Source organism: Plantactinospora sp. BC1 (assembly GCF_003030345.1).
Lineage (GTDB): Bacteria > Actinomycetota > Actinomycetes > Mycobacteriales > Micromonosporaceae > Plantactinospora.
In genome coordinates this window covers 5,356,957-5,376,490 of sequence record NZ_CP028158.1, presented here as the reverse complement: position 1 = coordinate 5,376,490, position 19,534 = coordinate 5,356,957, and the positions used below count along the sequence as shown (strand labels likewise).

Here is a 19,534-nt window from a genome sequence, read left to right as displayed (position 1 = left end):
TCTTGCATCACCGGGGGTGACGGCCGTAACCTACGCTAACGTAACTTACGCCAGCGTAGGGAGAGCCCGTGACCGTCACCCCCACCGCACCGCTCGGCCAGACCGCCCTGCTGATCGAGTTGGAGCCGGTCGTCGCGGGCAACCTCGACCGGCACCTCCGGGCGGCCAAGGAGTGGTTTCCGCACGAGTACGTGCCGTGGGGCGAGGGACGGACCTTCGACGGGATCCTCGACGGCGAGGCGTGGCAGCCCGAGGACAGCATCGTCCCCGAGGTGGCCCGGACCGCGCTGGTGGTCAACCTGCTGACCGAGGACAACCTGCCGTCGTACCACCACCAGATCGCGACCCTCTTCGGCCGGGACGGCGCCTGGGGGACCTGGGTGCACCGGTGGACCGCCGAGGAGGGGCGGCACGGCACGGCGATCCGCGACTACCTGACCGTGACCCGGGCGGTCGACCCGGTGGCGCTGGAGCGGGCCCGGATGACGCACATGTCCGCCGGCTACGACAACCCGCACGACGACGAGGTACTGCACTCGCTGGCGTACGTCTCGTTCCAGGAACTCGCCACCCGGATCTCGCACCGCAACACCGGCCGGGTCACCGGCGACCCGCGCTGCGAGCAGCTGCTCGCCCGGATCGCCGCCGACGAGAACCTGCACATGGTCTTCTACCGCAACCTGCTCGGCGCCGCCTTCGAACTGGCACCGAGCCAGGCGATGCGGGCGGTCGCCGACGTGGTGGCCGACTTCCAGATGCCCGGCAACGGCATCGAGGGCTTCGCCCGCAAGTCGGTGGCGATCGCCCTGGCCGGCATCTACGACCTGCGCCAGCACCGCGACGACGTACTGATGCCGGTACTCCGGCAGTGGGACGTCTGGAACGTCACCGGCCTGGACGCCGACGGCGAGGCTGCCCGCGAAGAGTTGGCGGCGCAGCTCGACGGGCTGGACCGGGCGGCGGCCCGCTTCGAGGAGAAGCGGGACGCCCGACTGGCCCGGCTGGCCCGGGCCTGACACCGGGGGAGGGGGCGGCCCGGTCCCGGGAGCATCCGCCCCGGGGCCGGGCCGGGTGCTCAGATCCGGTTGACGGCGGTGTAACCGGCGAACCAGCCGGCGTGGTCGCCGTCGGCGAGCCGGACGTGTGCCACCCCGTTCACCACGGTCCGCCGGTCTAGGTTGATCGGATCGTTCAACCGGTAGTCGCTGACCAGCGAGCTCATCGAGTCGCCCGAGGTGATGGTGTAGAGGGTCAGCGGTTCCTGCGCCACCGTCGCCGGGCGCAGGATCCGGTAGCCCATCGGAGCGGCCTCGCCGGTCATGTACGAGTGCTGCCGGAGCTCCTCGAGGTAGTAGCCGGCCAGCGAGCCGGCGGTGATCTCGTACCAGATCCCCTCCTGGCGGAGGATCTTCAGCCGGTCGGCGGAGGGCGCGCTGCTGCGCCGGCTCAGGCTGATCGTCTTGCTCGCGGTGACCGCACCGGCGCTGTCGAACCGGTAGCCGGTGTGCTGGCCGGGCTGGAAGGTGACCGGGCCGGCGACGCCGTGCGGCGGGAAGTCGGTGTAGTAGAGCTCGGCGATCTGCGCGAAGATCGTGTCGCCGGTGATCGCGTAGCAGCAGATGTGCTGGGTCATGTGGATGGTGTGGTAGGTGTTGGCGTCCGAGCCGTGCCGCAGGCAGTACTTGCTGCGCCAGTGCCGGTTGCGGATGTCGGCGTAGACGTCGCGCATGGTGGTCAGCGCGCCCTGCAACAGCACCTTCGCCCGCTCGTCCCCGGTCAGCACGAAGAAGTCCCAGAGGCCGAAGAGCGAGAAGTTGTGCCCGTTGTAGGTGAGGTCGCCGGAGATCCGCTGCGGGTGCGCGTACTCCTCCAGCCAGAGGCGGCCGTCCACCACGTAGACGCCCCAGGGGCGGCCGGCGACCGGGGTGACCAGGTAGGAGGCGAAGGTGCCGTTGAGGGCGGCCAGCCAGATGCCGGCCCCGGTCAGCTTGTAGAGCCGGCAGAAGAGGCTGACCGCCTGCCCCTGGGCCATCATCGAATACCACGGTGGGTCGTAGAGCTCGTTGGTGCCGTGCAGGACGAACTCGAACGGGTACGGGAAGAACCATCCGCCGCCGTGCTCCACCCGCCGGTCGACCAGGCGCTGGGCCTGCTTCTTCGCCCGTTCCAGGTATTCGGCGTTGCCGGTGATCCGGTGCGCCTCGATCAGCGCCAGCCCGTACTGCGCCTGGGCCACCGGGTGGTCGTACATCCGTCCGTTGCGGATGGACATCCGGACCCCGGTCGAGTCGTGCGGCTCGGTGTCCTCCAGCGGCACCGCGAGCCGCAGGTAGTACGGCCGGATCTCGTCGGGGAGGTCCCGGATCTCGAACGGGTGGTATTGGAAGTCGAACGGGACTCCGGGCACGGAACTCGACGAGGAGAGCGACGCGACGCCCGCGGTCGACTCGGCGGAGGGGGCGAGCCGGCGGGCGTCCTCGGCGGAGAGCCGGGGCACGTCCCAGAGGGCCTCCGGATTCAGCGGCGGCGAGATCTCCCGCGCCGGGTCGATGAGCGGGCCGGGCGAACCGAGGAACGCCGCCCCCGGCCGGAGTCGTTCCTTGCCGGGCGCCGGCGGCTGCCCGCCCGGCACCCCGACCGGCCGGGCCCGGGCCGGATCGCCGAGCAGGACGGCGCCACCGACCGCCAGCCCGGCGCCGAGGACGCCTCGTCGTGACCACCGCCCGAATCGGGGGCTCTCTGCTGCTGGAATTCGACTGCCCATATCCACTCCGCTCGAAATGCGCGCCGGACTGGGTCACCTGTCTAGCAGACCGGGGCAAGAGCGGCCGGGCCGAAAACGCGGTCTCCGCTGTGGACCGCCCGCCGGGCGTCGTCCCCGGCCCCACCGGTGGGCGATCGCGACGACTGTCGATCGGTCCACCGGAGGGCCGGGGACGACGGCTCACTCCGTGCGCCGTCCGGCCGGGCGGAGCATCATTCCGTGCGCAGTCCGGTCGGGCGGAGCAGCCGCCACAGCGCGGGCAGGCTGAGCGCGGTCACCAGCAGGACGACGGCCCCGGCGATCCCGGACATGCTGGCGATGCTGGGCCAGTCGAGGCGTACGGGCTGGCCGACCAGGACCAGCAGGATGCCGCCGAGCGCCGTACCCAACCCGATCGCCAGGACGAGCCCGAGCAGCACCGGTACGGCGGTCTGCCAGAGCACCGAGGTGCTCAGGGTGCCGCGCCGGGTGCCGAACGCCACCAGTACGGCCAGCGCGCGGCGGCGTTCCCGCAACTGCTCCAGGATGCCGACCAGCAGGCTGGCCCCGAGCAGCAGCAGCGTGGCCACCACCCCGACGTAGAGCCCACGGCGGAGCTGGGCGAACCGGGTGACCTCCTCGGTGGCCCGCAACGTCTGCACCTGCGTCACCGGGCCGAATCCGGCCGCCGCGTTGCGGACCAGTTCGATGGTGTCGGGCCGGGTCAGGTCCATGCTGAGGTAGACCCTGCCGCCGAGCCCGCGCAGCGTGCCCGGGTCGAGCGCGCCGGGGGTGACGAGCAGGCCGGTGAACTGGTTGCCGGCCGGGTCGGTGCGGCCGGGGACGGTCCGCAGACCGGCCGGCACGGTCCACCGGGTGGTCGTCGCCGGGTCACGGAAGCCGATCTCCAACTCCCGGCCGGGTGCCGGGATGTTCGCCCGGTCCAACGGCCGCTCGTCGGTGATCCGGAAGACGTCGCCGTCCACACAGCGATCCGGTACGGCGAGTTCGCGCAGCGCCGCGCAGTCCGCGATCCGCAGCAGGGTCGCCGGTCGCTCGCCGTACTCGTCGGGGGTCCAGCCGACCGGCGACACGGTGGTGTCGAGGACGCCGACCGCCGCGTCGACCCCGGGGATGGTCCGGAACCGCTCGGCCAGCGAGCCGGGGTGGGCCCCGGCCAGGCCGTCGTCGATCACCACGATCGTCTGGGCCCGGCTGACGTCGTGCCCGGTGGCCCGGACGTATTCGTGCTGGACCCCGGCGAAGAGCATCTGTAGCGCGATCCCGCCGGCCACCGCGACCGCGACGCCGCTGACCATCCGGGCCGAGGACTCGCTGTCGAGTTGCAGCCGGCGGATGGCGAGCTGCCAGGAGACGGTGCCGCCGCGGAGCCGACCGACCACGGACTCGACCAGCCAGGGCAGCAGCGCGGCGACGCCGACCAGCAGCAGGGCGACTCCGGTGATCACCTGGACCTGGTTGACCGGGCCACCGGTCTGGTCGATCCCGCCGTGCAGCGGGGCGAGCAGCGCGACGCCGACGATCGGCACGGTCAACCGCCACCAGAGCCGGCGTCGGCGACTCGCGGAGCGGCGTACCACGCCGAGCGGTTCGACGACGATCCGGCGCAGCGCGAGCTGGGCGACCGCGACGGCGACGGCGGGCACCGCCAGGACGATCAGGACGGCCAGCGCCGGGCTCGGCCGGACGTCCCCGGCGAAGACGCTGATCCCCTCCAGGGTGACCTGTTCGACGAGTTGCCGGCCGAGCAGGAAGAAGGCCGCACCGGCCAGGAGTCCGAAGAGCGCGCCGACCAGTGCCTCCCCGGCCGCGACCCGGCGGGTCGTCACCGCGTCCGCGCCGACCAGCCGGAGCGCCGCGAGCCGCCGGTCCCGGGCCTCGCCGCCGAAGCGTACGGCGGCGGCGATGAAGACCGCGATCGGCAGCAGCAGCACCACGAAGATGATCAGGACGAGCAGCATCAGCACGGGGTCCAGCCCCTCGCTGCTCGACTCGGAACCGAAGTGGTCGATCCGCATCGTTGGGCCGCCCGGCCGGAGCTGGTCGGTGCCGAGGTAGTAGGCGTACTCGTTGGGCCCGGAGAGGCCCTCGTCGGCGATGGTACCGACGACGGGATGGTCCAGCCGGGGCCGGAGCAGCGCCCCGTCCGGCGAGTCGAGGAGCCGGGCCAGCGCGGGAGAGACGACCAGCTCACCGGGGCCCGGGAGCCGGGTCAGCCCGGGTGGCACCGGCGGATGCGCGCCGTCGGGCTGGAGCAGGCGGCCCCGGATCACCTCGTTGCGGTAGACGGTGTCGGCCGCCGTGACGAGCAGGGTCCGGTCGCCGGGCGGTGGCTGCGCGGAGCCGAAGAACTGGTCGTCGCGGGCGGCGTTCCGCTCCGACCGCCCGTCGAGCATGGTGGAGACGGAGGTGCTGGTCAGCAGCAGGGCCACCCCGAGGCCCACCCCGACGGCGGTCATCAGGGTGCGCAGCAGCCCGTTGCGGCCACCGGCGAAGACCAGCCGGGCGCCGAGGGCGAGGTCCGCCGCCCACCCGGTGCTGCGGTGCCGGCTCATCGGTCCGCCAGCACGGTTTCGCGGGTACGACCGTCGCGCACCACGACCTCCCGGTCGGCGTACGCGGCGACCCGTGGCTCGTGCGTGACCAGCACGACGGCGGCTGCGGCCTCCCGGGCCGCCCCGGTGAGCAGCCGCATCACCTGCTCGCCGTTGAGCGAGTCCAACGCACCGGTCGGCTCGTCGGCGAAGACGACCCGGGGCGCGCTGACCAGGGCCCGGGCCACCGCGACCCGCTGCCCCTGCCCGCCGGAGACCTCGCCGGGACGCTGTCCGGCCACGTCGGTGACCTCCAGCCGGTCCAGCCACTGCGCCGCCCGGCGCTCGGCCTCGCGGCGGCGTACCCCGGCCAGCCGCAGCGGCAACGCGACGTTCTCCAGGCAGCTCAGTTCGGGCACCAGTTGGCCGAACTGGAACACGAAGCCGAACTCGCTGCGGCGCAGTGCGCTGCGTTCGGCGTCGGACATGGCGGAGAGTTCCCGGTCGCGGTAGCGCACCGCACCGGCGTCCGGCCGGACGATCCCGGCCAGGCAGTGCAGCAGGGTCGACTTGCCGGAGCCGGAGGGACCCATCACGGCCACCACCTCGCCGGCCCGGATCGCCAGGCTCGCCCCGTCCAGCGCCGGGGTCGTCCCGTACGCCTTGTGCAGCGCGACCGCGGCCAGCAGCGGCTGTTCCTCGGCGGTCATGCCGACACCTCGGATCCGGTCGGGTCGCCGTCCCGCTGTGCCGAACCGGAGCGTGCGGCGGGTGGGTCGGCGGAGAGGGTGGCGGCGAGCTGGTCGAGGCGGGCGGCGGTCAGCTCCAGCCACCGCAGGTCGGCCTCCAGGTGGAAGAGCGCGAAGTCGCAGATGAGCTGGTCGGCGAGGTCGCCGTCGGCCTTGCGCCTGGTGAGGGTACGCATCAGCCGCAGGTGCTCGGCGCGCTGCACGTCCAGGATGTCGGCGGCGTCGCGGCCGGTGAGCAGCCCGAGCACGACCTTGGCGTAGAGGGTGTTCTGCAGGTAGGTGTCGGGCTTCTCCGGCCGGGCCAGCCAGTGCTGCACGTCGGTGACCCCGGCGGCGGTGATGGCGTAGCGCTTGCGCTCCGGGCCGGCGCCGGGCTCCACGCCGTCGACGGTGACCAGACCGCTTTTCAGCAGCCGGGCCAGCGTCGAGTAGACCTGCCCGTAGTGCAGCGGTCGGCCCTGGCCGAAGCGTTCGTCGTAGACCCGTTTCAGCTCGTAGCCGTGCCGTGGGCTGGCCTCCAGCAGGCCCAGGAAAGTCTGTCCGATCGACATGCGGGGGACTCTACACCACGGGTATACACCGGATGTATAGCCGGGGTGCGTACCGTCTGCGTGACTCCGGTGATCGAACTGCGTTGTGAGGGTTCGTTAACACGACAGACATCGATGCACTCAGATTCATGAAATCCAGCATTCCTACGGTTCGTGGCACTACGCAGCAGTCCTGCGGCGAAAGGGGAGAGGCGGATGCCACGAGGCGTGCGGAACCGGCTGGTCATGCTGGTCGCGGCGGCGGTGTTGCTGGCCGCGGGCGGATGTGCCGAAGATCCGACGACGGCGTCGGGTGCTGGCAGTGGAAGCACCATCAAGGTCGGCATCCTGCACTCGTTGAGCGGCACCATGGCGATCAGCGAGGTGACCGTACGGGATGCCGAACTGCTCGCCATCGAGGAGATCAACGCCGCCGGTGGGTTGCTCGGGAAGAAGCTCGAACCGGTCGTCGAGGACGGCGCCTCGGACTGGCCCACCTTCGCCGAGAAGGCGCAGAAGCTGATCTCCGCCGACCGGGTCGCCACCGTCTTCGGCGGCTGGACCTCGGCCAGTCGCAAGGCGATGCTGCCGGTCTTCGAGCGCAACAGGGCGCTGCTCTGGTATCCGGTCCAGTACGAGGGGCTGGAGAGTTCGCCGTACATCTTCTACACCGGGGCGACCACCAACCAGCAGATCGTGCCCGGCCTGGACTACCTCAGGGAGCAGGGGAAGAAGACCGTCTTCCTGGTCGGCAGCGACTACGTCTTCCCGCGTACCGCGAACAAGATCATCAAGGCGTACGCGGCGGCGAACGGGATGACGGTGCTCGGCGAGGAGTACACCCCGCTCGGTCACACCGAATACAGCACGGTGGTGAACAAGCTCCAGCAGGCCAGGCCGGACGCGGTCTTCAACACCCTGAACGGGGACAGCAACGTCGCCTTCTTCAAGCAGCTGCGCAGCAGCGGCATCACCGCCGAGGCGATGCCGACCGTCTCGGTCAGCGTCGCCGAGGAGGAGGTCGTCGGCATCGGCCCGGAGAACGTCGCCGGCCACCTGGTGGCCTGGAACTACTACCAGACCACGGCCGGGGCCCGGAACGAGACCTTCGTGAAGGCGTTCAAGGCCAAGTACGGCGCCGCCAAGGTCACCTCCGACCCGATGGAGGCCGGCTACAACGCCGTGCACCTCTGGGCGGAGGCGGTGAAGAAGGCGGGCAGCGTCGACGTCGAGGCGGTGAAGAAGGCGTCGGCCGGGATCTCGCTGGAGACCCCGGAGGGGACCGTCACCATCGACGGCGAGAACCAGCACGTCTTCAAGACCGCCCGGATCGGGCTGGTCCAGCCGGACGGCCAGATCCGCGAGGTCTGGAACTCCGGCAAGCCGATCAAGCCCGACCCCTACCTGAAGGGCTACCCGTGGGCGGCCGGCCTCTCCTGAACACCGGACAGATCCCCGACTGACGGCCGCGAAACCGGGACGGAGGCGCCGGCGCCATGGCGACACTCAACCAACTGGTGATCGGGGCGAGCATCGGAGCGGTGCTGCTCCTGATCGCCCTCGGTCTGACCTTCACGTTCGGCCAGATGGGCGTGATCAACATGGCCCACGGCGAGTTCATCATGGCCGGCGCCTACACGGCGTACCTGCTGCAACCGCTGGTCGGCACCCAGTCGGTGCTGGTCGCCCTGCCGTTGGCGTTCGCCGTCGCCGGGGTGCTCGGGCTGATCCTCGAACGGCTGGCGATCCGGCACTTCTACGGCAGACCGCTGGACACCCTGCTGCTCACCTGGGGGATCAGCCTGGTCCTGCAACAGGTCGCCCGGGACATCTTCGGCGCGCCGAACGTGCAGGTACGCGCACCGGGCTGGCTCACCGGCGGTCTCGACCTCGGCGGCGTACGCCTGCCGTACAACCGGGTCTTCATCATGGTGCTCGCGGTCGGCTGCGTGCTGGCGATCTGGCTCTACCTGACCCGGCTGCGGCACGGCCGGCGGATGCGCGCGGTGATGCAGAACCGGCAGCTCGCCGCGGTCAGCGGGGTGGCCACCGAACGGGTCGACCAGCTCACCTTCTTCATCGGCTCCGGCCTGGCCGGGGTCGCCGGGGTGGCGCTCACCCTGATCGGCCCGGTCGGGCCCACCCTCGGCACCAATTACATCGTGGACGCGTTCCTGGTGGTCGTCGCCGGCGGCCTCGGACAACTCCGGGGCGCGGTCATCGCCGCCTTCGCCCTCGGCATCCTGAACAGCTTCGTCGAATTCTGGGTCGACAACGGGGCCAGCTTCGCCAAGGTGGTGGTGTTCGCCGTGATCATCGGTTTCCTCCAGCTCCGCCCGCAGGGGATGTTCGTCGTGCGTACCCGGGCACTGTCGTGACCGGGACGGTCGCGGCCGCACAGGACCGGCGGGGCGGCCCGCTGCGGCGCCGGCTGACCGGCCCGGCGCTCTTCGTCGCGGTCGGCCTGCTGCTGGTACTGGTCGCCCCGGCGGTGCTCTCGCCGTTCCGGCTGGACCTGCTCGGCAAGTACCTCTGCTACGCCATCGTCGCGGTCGGGATCGGCCTGGCCTGGGGCCGGGGCGGGATGCTCACCCTCGGCCAGGGCGTCTTCTTCGGCCTCGGCGGCTACGCCATGGGCATGCACCTGAAGCTGCGCGAGGCCGGTCCCGGCGGGCTGCCGGACTTCATGGTCTGGAGCGGGGTGGAGAGCCTGCCGGCGCTCTGGCGGCCCTTCGCCAACCCGGCCTTCGCGCTCGCCATGGTGGTGCTGCTGCCGGTCACCGTCGCGGTGCTGCTCGGCCTGCTGGTGTTCCGGCAGCGGGTCCGGGGCGCCTACTTCGCCGTGCTCTCCCAGGCGCTGGCCGCCGCGTTCGTGATCCTGTTGGTCGGCCAGCAGGGGCTGACCGGCGGCACGAACGGGCTGACCAACTTCCAGATGTTCTACGGGCTGGACCTCTACCAGCCGGGCGACAAGCGGATCCTCTACCTGGTCGTGGTGGGTGTGCTCGGGGGGATGTTCCTGCTCGCCTGGCAGTTGAGCCGCAGCCGCTTCGGGCAGTTGCTCCTCGCCGTGCGCGACGGTGAGGACCGGGTGCGCTTCCTCGGCTACGAGCCGGCCGTGGTGAAGACCATCGCCTTCGCCGTCTCCGCCGGGATGGCCGGGATCGCCGGTGCGCTCTTCGTGCCGATGGTCGGCCTGCTCAGCCCGGCCAACCTGGGCATCGTCGCCTCGCTCGAGCTGCTGATCGGGGTGGCGATCGGCGGCCGGTTCTCGCTGGCCGGCGCGGTCGGCGGCGCCCTGCTGGTCAACTACGCCAAGACCGTCTTCAGCGAGGAGTCGGCGGACAACTGGATCTATCTCCAGGGCGCGATGTTCGTGGTGGTGATGCTCTGGGCGCCGCGTGGGCTCGCCGGGCTCGCCGCCGACCTCCGGGCCGCCGTCCGGCACCGGCGCCGCCGCCCGGGCCGGGCCGTCGCGGCTCCGGTCCCGTCGGGTACCCCGGCGGCGAACGGACGCGGCCCCGTCGACTCCGTCGTCCCGGTCGCACCGGTCGAGCGCTCCCCGGCCGGGGTGTCGGTGGCGGCCGCCAACCGGGCGGAGGAGCCGGCATGACCGAGCTGCTCCGGGTACGCGGGCTGAACGTGCTCTTCTCCGGCTTCCGGGCGATCACCGATCTCGACTTCACGGTCGGCGCCGGCGAGCTGCGCTTCCTGATCGGGCCGAACGGGGCCGGCAAGACCACCCTGATCGACGTGATCACCGGGCTGACCAGACCCGCCGCCGGCTCGGTCCGCTTCGCCGGTACGGAGCTGCTGGGGCGGCGGGAGCACCAGATCGTCCGGCTCGGCATCGGCCGTACCTTCCAGACGTCGGTCGTCTTCGAGCAGTTGACCGTACTGGAGAACCTGGACCTGGCCGCGACGTTCCGGCGCCCGCTCGGCACCCTGCTGCGGCGTCGCCGGGGCGTCGCCGACCAGGTGGCGGCGGCGCTGGAGACCACCGGGCTGGCCGAGTTGGCCGACCGCCCGGCCGGGGTGCTCTCGCACGGGCAGCGGCAGTGGCTGGAGATCGGCATGCTGCTCGCCCAGCGGCCCAGCCTGCTGCTGCTGGACGAGCCGGTGGCCGGGATGAGCCGGGACGAGCGGGCCCGGACCGGCGAGCTGCTCCGGCAGGTCGCGAAGGAGCACACGGTGATCGTGGTGGAACACGACATGGACTTCCTGCGCCGGTTCGCCAGCACGGTGACGGTGCTGCACGAGGGCCGGCTGCTCTGCGAGGGGACGGTGGCGCAGGTGCAGGCCGATCCCCGGGTGCAGGAGGTCTATCTCGGCCGGACCCGCAAGGAGAGCGCCGAGCTGGTCAGGGAGGCGTCGTGATGCTGACCGTGCAGGGCCTGGACGTGGCGTACGGGCGGGCGCAGGTGCTCTTCGGGGTGGACCTGGCGGCGCCGGCCGGCTCCCTGGTCTGCGTGATGGGGCGCAACGGGGTCGGCAAGACGACCCTGCTCAAGGCGATCATGGGCGTACTGCCGGTCCGGGCCGGCCGGGTGCACTTCGCCGGAGAGGAGATCACCGGGCTGAAGACCCACGAGCGGGTACGCCGGGGACTCGGCTACGTACCGCCCGGCCACGAGACCTTCCCGCAGCTCACCGTCGGGGAGAACCTCCAGGTGGCGGCGGAGGCGGCCGGTCAGGTCAGCCGGGGGGCGGTGGACGAGGCCCTCGACCTCTTCCCGGCGCTGCCGGGGCTGCTGAAGCGCCGGGCCGGCTTCCTCTCCGGCGGGCAGCAGCAGCAACTCGCCATCGCCCGTGCCCTGGTCAGCCGGCCGAAGATGCTGCTGCTGGACGAGCCGACCGAGGGCATCCAGCCGTCGATCATCCTGGAGATCGAGGAGGCGGTACAGCGGCTGCACAACGAACTCGGGCTCGCCATCCTGCTGGTCGAGCAGTACCTGGACCTGGCGCTGCGGCTCGCCGACCGGTTCGTGATCCTGGACGCCGGTGAGGTGGTCCGATCCGGTGACCGGAGCGACCTGCGGGATCCGTCGGTGCACTCGCTGCTCTCGGTCTAGCCGGCGCGGGGCGGAGCAGCGGGATCTCCGGTCGGTCCGGAGCTGCCGCCCGTGTCCGGCATGCCACCCGTGTCGGGCATGCCCCTCCTTTCGCGGGGCCCGGACCGCCCTGCCGACCGGACTAAGATGCGGTAATGATCGTCGATGCGCTGGCGTCGCCCGGTCACTTCTCCGCCCCTCCCTCCGGTCGGCTCGCCATCCGATCCCGCTGACGTGGATCTGACGCCGGCCTAGCCGCCACGAGAGATCGCCACGATCGTGTTTCCGTTTTCTCCGGCCATCGCCCAGCCGGACGGGCGGCATCCCGGGACGGCGCGCCGCCGATGACCGACGGGACAGCGGGGCGTACCCCGCAGCGGTCCGTCCGGCCCGGGGTCGCCGAACCGGCCCGGACCGGTCCACCACCCTGGACCGGCGTACCGCTCTGGAGCTGGGGCGCCGCCGGTCGGCGACCACGACCACTGCCGGCGCGACCCGGGCCGTACCAGCCGGTGCCGGCCTGGGTCACCGCGCTGGTCGGCTTCACCGACGACCGGACCGGGCGCCCCCGCGCCCTCGTCACCAGCTATGCCGGGGCCCGGGTGGTGCTCGACCTGCCCGACGGTGCGCTCGTCGGCGCGGTGGACGAACGGGCGCACGCGCGGTCGTCCGCGACGACCCGGATCGACGGCGAGCAGTTGGTCGTCTCGGGCGCCGGGGCCGGCTATCTCCAGGTGAGCGACCTCGACACCGGCCGGAACCGGTGGCGGCAGTGGTGCGGCGACGTGCGCTCCCTGGCGACCGTCGCGCTGGCCGGCCGCCCGTTCGCGGTGCTGACCGGCGGCTCGCCGCACCTGGAGATCTGGTCGCTCGGTGCCGACCGGGGCGCCCGGGTGCGCACGCTGCGGACCGGCAGCGACCGGATCAGCGTCCTGGCCGCGACCGAGGCGGGCGAGGGCGCCGTGCTGGCGGTCGGCACCAGCACCGGCCGGGTCTCGCTGTGGCGGCTGGCGTCGACGTCGGCCGGCGACGCCGTCCGGGTCGAGCCGCTCGGCGGGTACGACTTCGAGGTCGCCGGGCTGGTGACCGTGCTGACCTTCGCGGAGCTCTCCGGCCGGCAGGTCCTGCTCGGCGCCGCAGGCCGGGTGGCCCAGGGCTGGGACCTGCGCGCCGGGCGACCGCTCGGACCGGCGTTCACCGGGCACACCGGCCAGGTCAACTCCGTACTCGCCGGCCGGCTCGGCGGGCGTGCCGTGCTGTGGAGCGGCGACGACGCGACCGTACGGGCCTGGCTGCCGGAGACCGGCCGGCAACTCGGCGAGGCGTTCCGCTACCCGTACGAGGCGGCGCCGACCCGGACGATCGGGGCCGAGATCGACGGTCGGCCGATGCTGGTCACCGGGGACGGTGCGGGACTGGTCTGGGTCTGGGATCCGGAGCGGCCGTACCCGTTCCGCCGCGACCCTCCGCCCGCCGACCGGGAGGACGGGTCGACGGCTCCTCCGGATCTCCCCGGGCCCCGCCTCGCGGCCGGCGGGTCGGTGGCGAGTCCGCTACTCCTCGCGGCCTCGCCCGGGCACCCGGCCCGGGGATTCGAGCCGACGACCGGGGCCGAGGTCGAGTTGCCGCTTGCCGGGACTCCGGCGGAGGTGACGCTGGTACCCGGCGAGCACCCGCTGCTGGCCGAGGCCGGAGCCGACCATCTCCGGCTCTGGGACCCGGCCACCGGGGAGCGGATCGCCGCCCTGCCGATCGGGCGTGACCCGGGCCGGCCCGGGGTGGCGGCGGTGGGCGTCTCGGGGCTGGCCGACGGCGCCACGCCGGTGGGGCCGCTCGCCGTGGCGCTGCTGGACGGCCGTCGGGTGCTGCTGGTGGCCGACGGGGCCGCGCTGTTCCGGGTCGACGTCGCCACGGGCCGACTGGACGGGCCGGCCACCGGGCACACCGGCCGGATCCGAGGGCTGGCGGTCGGCGAGCTGGCCGGGGTACCGGTCGGATTGACCGCCGCCGAGGACGACACCGTACGACTCTGGGAACTCGACGCCCGGGAGCCGTCCGGGTGGCCGGTGCTGGACGGTTTCGGCGGTGCCGCGTACGCCGTGCTGGCCGCGACGGTGCACGGCCGCGGCCTGGTCTTCGGAGCCGGCCGGAACGGGCAGGTCCGCTGCGCCGACGTCACCGAGCTGGTCCGGTCGATCCGGGCCGGCCGCCTCGGCGAGGCCGGGGCCGGGGCCGAGGCCGGCGGTGGGCCCGCCGGCCCGGCCCCTCCGGTCCTCGACGGGCTGCCGCCGGAGCCCGTCGTCGTGCTGACCGCCACCCGGCCGGTACGCTCGCTGGCCGTCGTCCGGGCGGACCGGACCAGCTGGCTGGTGGCGGCGGACGGCAGCGTGCTGCGGTGGCAGCCCGTCGGCGAGCCGGGACGACCGGGCCAGACCATCGAGATGGCCGCACCGGTGACCGACCTCGTCGCGCTCTCCGGGGTGCTGGTGGTGGCGACCGGGGACGGACTCGTCGGTTACCGCCCACCACCGGACCGGGCCGGATAGCCCGGCCGGCCGGCTGCTACCAGCGGAACCCGGCGCCGTACGAGATCTCGGCCAGCACCCGCTGCCCGGACGCGTTCGGGTGGAAGTAGTCCCAGCCGGACAACTGGCCGAGCGTGAACGGATAGTTGAACACCGCGTTGCCGTCGAAGACGCAGTTCGACCCGTACGCGGCGCAGGCCGCGGCGAGCTGGCCGTTGTAGTCGACCACCCGCTGGCGTACCCGGTTGCGCCGGTCCACGTCGGCCTGGGCGTTGGAGGTCGGGCTGGCCAGCATCGACTGGCAGATGCCGAAGAGCGACCACGCCGTACGGGCGGCGGCGCTGCCCCGGCCGACCGACCAGAGTCGCTGGATGTCGGGCACGCTGATCACGAACACCCGGGCGTTCGGCAGTCCGGACCGCAGCCGGCCGAGTGCGGCGTCGATGTTGCTCCGGAAGGTGCCCACCGGGGTCATGCCCGACTCGGAGCTGGTGCAGGCGTCGTTCGCGCCGATCAGCATCGTCACGTAGCCGACGCCCTGCGAGACGGCGGTGTCGGCCTGGCCGGCCATGTCCGCGGACTTGGCGCCGGAGCGTCCGTCGTTGTGGTTGCGGCCGGCGATCGCCGGGTTCACCGCCCGAATCCGCAGGTAGTGGCTGTTCACCCCGGAGTCGTCACCGGTGCTGAAGGAGCGGGACGGGCAGTCGACGTACCACCCGCAGGCGTTGAATCCCCGGGTGATCGAGTCACCCAGGCTGGCCATCGAGGCGGGCGGTGGGCCGGGGTCGGCCTGCGCCGGGCCGGCGACGAGCCCGACCGAGCCGACGAGCACGACGGTGGCGAGGAGGGTGGCGAGGAGGGTGGCGGTACGGCGGGGAGCGGACATGGGCGGCCTCCGGATCGCGGTTGCCTGAGCCAGCTGGGGGTGGGCGAATCATATAGAGCGGCCTGAGTCTCCACAACGGAGCTGACCATAAGGCGAACGCCCTGTTGCAGGCGATATGTTAGGCATCTTGTTCATGATCTTAGATGTCTGAATACTCGTATCACATGTGCCAACTCGGCGCAGACACCTCCAAACCCCCCTTGGGAGGCTCTACATGCGACCCACAAGGTCATCGATCCGCCTTGTCGCGATCGCGTCCGCGGCGGGCTCACTCGTCGCCGGCATGCTGATCGGCGTACCGGCGCAGGCTGCCCCGGTCGCCAGCCCGGAGGCCGCGACGGCGCTCTCCGAGCGGCTCGGCGCCCGGTCCGCCGGCACCTACCTCGGCGCCGACGGCAAGATGGTCGTCACCGTGACCGACGAGGCGGCGGCCCGCCAGGTCCGGGCCTCCGGGGCGACCGCCAAGGTCGTCACCCGCGGTGCGGCCGAACTGGCCCAGGTCACCGCCGAGTTGGACAGGTCGGCCCGGATCCCGGGCACCGCGTGGTACGTCGACCCGGTCAGCAACCAGGTTGCGGTCGACGTGGACAGCACGGTCACCGGTGCCAAGCTCGCCAAGATCAAGTCGGTCACGGCGCGCTTCGGCGGTGCCGTCCGGATCCAGTCGATCCCCGGCACGCTGAGCACCACCATCTCCGGCGGCCAGGCGATCTACACCAGCGGCAGCCGGTGCTCGCTCGGCTTCAACGTCCGCAGCGGCAGCACCTACTACTTCCTCACCGCCGGCCACTGCACCAACGCCGGGGCGAACTGGTCGAGCAGCTCCGGCGGCTCCGTGATCGGCACCCGGGCCGGCAGCAGCTTCCCCGGCAACGACTACGGGATCGTGCGGTACAACAGCACCGCGCAGCAGCCGGGTGACGTCTGGCTGTACAGCGGCAGCCGGGACATCACCGGTGCGGCCAACCCGACCGTCAACCAGTCGGTGCAGCGCAGCGGCAGCACCACCGGGCTGCGCAGCGGCCGGGTGACCGCGCTCAACGCGACCGTCACCTACCAGGGCAGCGGCACCGTCTCCGGCCTGATCCGGACCACCGTCTGCGCCCAGCCGGGCGACAGCGGCGGCCCGCTCTTCGCCGGCAACACGGCGCTCGGCCTGACCTCGGGCGGCAGCGGCAACTGCAGCACCGGCGGCACGACGTACTTCCAGCCGGTCGTCGAGGCGCTCAACGCGTACGGCGTACAGGTCTACTGATCCACCGGACTGATTCGGGCCGGTGATCCATCGGCGTGATCGGGATCTGCGGTGGGTGTCGGCGAACGGCCGGCACCCACCCTCCCGATCACGCCGATCGGCGTGCCGTCGCCGGTCGCCGACGGGTCCGACGGAACAGGGTCAGCACCACGATCAGCGGCCAGAGCGCCTCCGTGCCGGCGGTCAGCCGTTCGGCCAGCCCCGCCCAACCGCCGTCGGGCAGTTGCAGCGCCAGCCACAGGCCGAGGCCGAGCATCACCAGCGAGACGGCGGTGCCGACCGCCGGACGCAGTACCCATGGCCGGTCCGCCGTCCGGTCCGCCGCCCAGGTTGCCGTCCGGTCCGCCGGGGGGTGACCGGGCTCGCCCGGCCGGTCGTGTCGGGGCCCGAGCTGCCGGCGCCGGGTCCGAGCGGGGCGCAGTAGCGGCAGGGCGGCCACCACCGGCCAGGCGGCCAGGGCCACGAAGGCGACCACCGCGGAGACGCCGTGCGCCCGGGGAGTCTGGGCGTCGGTCTTCGGCACCGCCGCCACCAGGACCGTGGCCACCCCGCCGAGGCCGTACACCAGCCGGGCGGCGGTGCGGACCGGGCGCAGGCCGATCGCGGTGACCAGGTGGGCCACCCCGAGCCCGGCCAGGCAGCCGATCAGGATCTGCCGGTCCAGCATCCCGTAGGAGGAGAGTGAACTGACCGTGTCACCCCAGGGGTCGTAGCCGGGCGGTTGCCGTACGGCCGCGACGGTCCATCCGATCACCAGCAGCACCGGCAGGGCCGCCGCCGAGAAAACCGCCCACCAGGGCACCGCAGGCATGCCGTCACACTACGTGACAGCATGCCCGGGTACGTGTCGATATGCCGCTCTGCCGCCCGCTTCGACCGCGCCGGCTGGCCAGTCGAGCGCCCGGTCGAGTCGGGCCCGGACCGCCCGCGCGTCCGCGCCGACCGCACTGACCAGCACGGCCGGGCCGCCGGCCAGCGGCAGCACCGCCGCCGCCACCCCCGACGGCACCGCCCCGGACGGCCCGACCCGGGTCGGTGCGCCGGGACCGGGTGGCACCAGCCGGTCGTCGGGGGCCGGCCGGGGTGGCGGAGTTTCGGTCCAGGCCGGGTCGACCAGCAGCACCGAGCCGACCGCCCGGCCGCCGCCGAGCACCGCCGGGCCCGACCAGCCGGCCGCGCCGGGTCCGACCGCGAGATCGTTGCGGAGCAGCGTACGGCCGCCGTACCGCGCCGTCATCTCCAGCCGTACGTCGCCGACCGGCTCGGCGTGCCGGCCGCAGACCAGTTCCTCCCGCCAGTACAGCGCCGCACCCTCGGCGAGTTCGACCCGGGAGTCGGTCCGGTGCGCACAGCCGGCCGCCCCGATCAGCGGTTCGGGCAGCCAGCGCAGTCGTCCACCGGCCGCCACCCGGGCCCGTACGGCGAGCCGGGACTCGGCACCGTCCCGCGCCGGCAGCGCCAGCGAGGCGGCGACACTCCGTACGCAGAGTCGCGCCCCCGGCCCGACCTCGATCTCGATCCGCAGCCGGTCGCCGCCGAGCGGTCCGGCCGCCCCGCCGACGAGGTGCAGTTCGACCTCGCGGTCCGGGTCCGCCGGGCCGACCGGTCCGGTCCGGCGCGGCAGCAGTGGCGGTTCGCCGCGCAGCACGGTCAGCCGGGTTCCGCGCGGCGGGTCGGCCTCGGCGACGATCCGGGCCAGTGCCCGCATCAGCCCGGGTGTCCCGGGCGGTCGTCCACCGGCACCGCCGGTGCCGGCAGCAGGGTGCGGATCCAGTCGGCGACGGGGGTGGCGGCCGGATCCTCCACCAGGGAGAGGAAGACGGTCGGCAGCGGGCCGCGCCGGGCGGACGCGTCCCGGGCCATCACCGACAGGTCGGCGCCGACCAGCGGGGCGAGGTCGGTCTTGTTCACCACCAGCAGGTCCGCGCCGGTCACCCCCGGGCCGCCCTTGCGGGGCACCTTGTCCCCGCCGGCCACGTCGACCACGAAGATCTGCCGGTCCACCAGCCCCCGGCTGAAGGTGGCGGTGAGGTTGTCCCCACCGCTCTCCACCAGGATCAGGTCCAGCGGCCCGAGCAGTACCTCCAGTTCCTCCACCGCGTCGAGGTTGGCCGAGATGTCGTCCCGGATCGCGGTGTGCGGGCAGCAGCCGGTCTCCACCGCCCGGATCCGCTCGGCCGGCAGTACGCCGTTGCGGAGCAGGAAGTCGGCATCCTCGGTGGTGTAGATGTCGTTGGTGACCACGGCCAGCCGCAGTTCGTCGGCGAGGGTGCGGCAGAGCGCCGCGACCAGGGCCGTCTTGCCCGAGCCGACCGGGCCGCCGATGCCGACCCGGACCGCTCCGCTCCGCGTCGACCGCCCCAGTGGGGGATGGGGGTCGACGTCCGGGTCCGGGTGCCGGTGCGGAACCACATCATCGTCGTGCCGGTGCGGCATTCCACCGTCGGTGTGTTGCTGCGGGATCCCGTTGTCGGTGTGTTCCAGCGGCATTCCACCGTCGGTGTGTTGCTGCGGCATTCCGCCGTCGGGTTGTCGGCGGATGCCGGTTTCGTGGTCGGGTCGGTCAGGATGCAAAGAGACGCACCTCCCAGCTCGCGTGAACCTCGGCGCCGATCTCCAGCAGCGGGGCGGAGTCGGCGGGCAGCCGGTCGACCGGATCGTCCGCCCCGGCGGCGGCGAGTGCGGCCAGCCGGTCGCACGGGCCGGCCAACTCGGCGAGCAGCGCGTGCACGGCGTACGGGTCAAGCCCGAGCAGCCGTACGGCGGCACTGGCCGGGCCGCTGACCGTCCCGTACGCCCCGGCGAGCGCCGCCTCGACCGGGGCGAGTCCGGCCGTCGCCGCCACGATGCCGAGCGCGACCGGATGGTGCCGGTCCCGGCGGGCCGGGTCGACCGACCAGATCGCCCGACCGGCGCGCAGCAGGGCCCGGCCCTGTGCCCGGGACGCCCGGCGCAGCGCGGGGGAGGGGGTACGGGCGTCCAGCCCGGCGTCCAGCGCGTCGAGTCGGTGGCCGTCGGGGTCCCCGGTGGTGGCGGCGCAGGCGGCGGCGGCGAAGGCGGCGGTGACCCGGCCGGTGGTGCCGAGCCGGCCCCGGAGGAATCCGGCGAGGCCGGTCAGGTCGCGGAGCCGGCCACCGGTCACCGCCGCCTCCAGCCCGCCCGAATGGGCGTGGCCGCCGGCGGGCAGCCGGCCGTCGGCGAGCACCAGCAGGGTGGCGAGTCCGGTCATGGCGGTCGGGT

General features: G+C 73.0%; 17 protein-coding genes. 8 read left to right on the top strand and 9 right to left on the bottom strand.

Annotated features, from left to right (window positions below; all coding sequences use genetic code 11):
• Positions 1 to 68: 68 nt before the first annotated feature.
• Positions 69 to 1,016, top strand: coding sequence for an acyl-ACP desaturase (locus tag C6361_RS23455; protein ID WP_107269023.1), 948 nt, complete (start codon positions 69 to 71; stop codon positions 1,014 to 1,016).
• Between the two features lie 59 nt (positions 1,017 to 1,075).
• Here C6361_RS23455 and C6361_RS23450 read toward each other — a convergent pair whose 3' ends face one another.
• The 4 genes from C6361_RS23450 to C6361_RS23435 form a co-directional block, all read right to left on the bottom strand.
• On the bottom strand, positions 1,076 to 2,764 hold the full coding sequence (locus C6361_RS23450) for a D-glucuronyl C5-epimerase family protein (RefSeq protein WP_107269022.1): 1,689 nt from the start codon (positions 2,762 to 2,764) through the stop codon (positions 1,076 to 1,078).
• Between the two features lie 212 nt (positions 2,765 to 2,976).
• Positions 2,977 to 5,319, bottom strand: a complete 2,343-nt coding sequence (locus C6361_RS23445) for an ABC transporter permease (RefSeq protein ID WP_107269021.1) — start codon at positions 5,317 to 5,319, stop codon at positions 2,977 to 2,979.
• Complete coding sequence (locus C6361_RS23440; RefSeq protein WP_107262852.1) at positions 5,316 to 6,008, bottom strand: ABC transporter ATP-binding protein; 693 nt, start codon at positions 6,006 to 6,008, stop codon at positions 5,316 to 5,318. Before C6361_RS23440 ends, C6361_RS23445 begins: the two co-directional genes overlap by 4 nt.
• Complete coding sequence (locus C6361_RS23435; protein WP_107262851.1) at positions 6,005 to 6,598, bottom strand: PadR family transcriptional regulator; 594 nt, start codon at positions 6,596 to 6,598, stop codon at positions 6,005 to 6,007. Before C6361_RS23435 ends, C6361_RS23440 begins: the two co-directional genes overlap by 4 nt.
• Positions 6,599 to 6,793: 195 nt before the next feature.
• Between C6361_RS23435 and urtA the strand changes: the two genes are divergently transcribed.
• The 6 genes from urtA (at position 6,794) to C6361_RS23405 (ending at position 14,174) form a co-directional block, all read left to right on the top strand.
• Entirely contained in the window at positions 6,794 to 8,017 is a 1,224-nt protein-coding gene (gene urtA / locus C6361_RS23430) for an urea ABC transporter substrate-binding protein (RefSeq protein WP_199853061.1), read from the top strand.
• Between the two features lie 56 nt (positions 8,018 to 8,073).
• Positions 8,074 to 8,955 (top strand): urea ABC transporter permease subunit UrtB, encoded by an 882-nt coding sequence (gene urtB, locus C6361_RS23425; protein ID WP_107262850.1) that lies wholly within the window; start codon positions 8,074 to 8,076, stop codon positions 8,953 to 8,955.
• Complete coding sequence (gene urtC / locus C6361_RS23420) at positions 8,952 to 10,190, top strand: urea ABC transporter permease subunit UrtC (RefSeq protein WP_199853060.1); 1,239 nt, start codon at positions 8,952 to 8,954, stop codon at positions 10,188 to 10,190. The genes urtB and urtC overlap by 4 nt, the downstream gene beginning before the upstream one ends.
• Positions 10,187 to 10,954, top strand: coding sequence for an urea ABC transporter ATP-binding protein UrtD (gene urtD / locus C6361_RS23415; protein WP_107269020.1), 768 nt, complete (start codon positions 10,187 to 10,189; stop codon positions 10,952 to 10,954). Before urtC ends, urtD begins: the two co-directional genes overlap by 4 nt.
• Positions 10,954 to 11,649: an urea ABC transporter ATP-binding subunit UrtE gene (gene urtE, locus C6361_RS23410; RefSeq protein ID WP_107271134.1), complete on the top strand. Its 696-nt coding sequence runs from the start codon at positions 10,954 to 10,956 to the stop codon at positions 11,647 to 11,649. Before urtD ends, urtE begins: the two co-directional genes overlap by 1 nt.
• A 323-nt stretch (positions 11,650 to 11,972) precedes the next feature.
• The gene (locus C6361_RS23405; protein WP_107269019.1) at positions 11,973 to 14,174 is read left to right on the top strand and encodes a WD40 repeat domain-containing protein; all 2,202 of its coding nucleotides are present in this window, start codon (positions 11,973 to 11,975) and stop codon (positions 14,172 to 14,174) included.
• A gap of 16 nt (positions 14,175 to 14,190) precedes the next feature.
• Here the strand turns inward: C6361_RS23405 and C6361_RS23400 are convergent, their stop codons facing one another.
• Positions 14,191 to 15,039, bottom strand: coding sequence for a GDSL-type esterase/lipase family protein (locus C6361_RS23400; RefSeq protein WP_107269018.1), 849 nt, complete (start codon positions 15,037 to 15,039; stop codon positions 14,191 to 14,193).
• Between the two features lie 214 nt (positions 15,040 to 15,253).
• Here C6361_RS23400 and C6361_RS23395 point away from each other — a divergent pair, with 214 nt between their 5' ends.
• Positions 15,254 to 16,294: a S1 family peptidase gene (locus C6361_RS23395; RefSeq protein ID WP_107262847.1), complete on the top strand. Its 1,041-nt coding sequence runs from the start codon at positions 15,254 to 15,256 to the stop codon at positions 16,292 to 16,294.
• Positions 16,295 to 16,382: 88 nt separating this feature from the next.
• Here the strand turns inward: C6361_RS23395 and C6361_RS23390 are convergent, their stop codons facing one another.
• The 4 genes from C6361_RS23390 to C6361_RS23375 all read right to left on the bottom strand — a co-directional run bounded on the left by C6361_RS23390 (position 16,383) and on the right by C6361_RS23375 (position 19,523).
• Positions 16,383 to 17,105 (bottom strand): DUF998 domain-containing protein, encoded by a 723-nt coding sequence (locus C6361_RS23390; RefSeq protein ID WP_107269017.1) that lies wholly within the window; start codon positions 17,103 to 17,105, stop codon positions 16,383 to 16,385.
• 9 nt (positions 17,106 to 17,114) lie between these two features.
• Positions 17,115 to 18,002, bottom strand: a complete 888-nt coding sequence (locus tag C6361_RS23385; RefSeq protein ID WP_107269016.1) for an urease accessory protein UreD — start codon at positions 18,000 to 18,002, stop codon at positions 17,115 to 17,117.
• Positions 18,002 to 18,730, bottom strand: a complete 729-nt coding sequence (ureG, locus tag C6361_RS23380) for an urease accessory protein UreG (RefSeq protein ID WP_199853544.1) — start codon at positions 18,728 to 18,730, stop codon at positions 18,002 to 18,004. The genes C6361_RS23385 and ureG overlap by 1 nt, the downstream gene beginning before the upstream one ends.
• 127 nt (positions 18,731 to 18,857) lie before the next feature.
• Positions 18,858 to 19,523 (bottom strand): urease accessory protein UreF, encoded by a 666-nt coding sequence (locus C6361_RS23375; protein WP_107269015.1) that lies wholly within the window; start codon positions 19,521 to 19,523, stop codon positions 18,858 to 18,860.
• Positions 19,524 to 19,534: the final 11 nt, after the last annotated feature.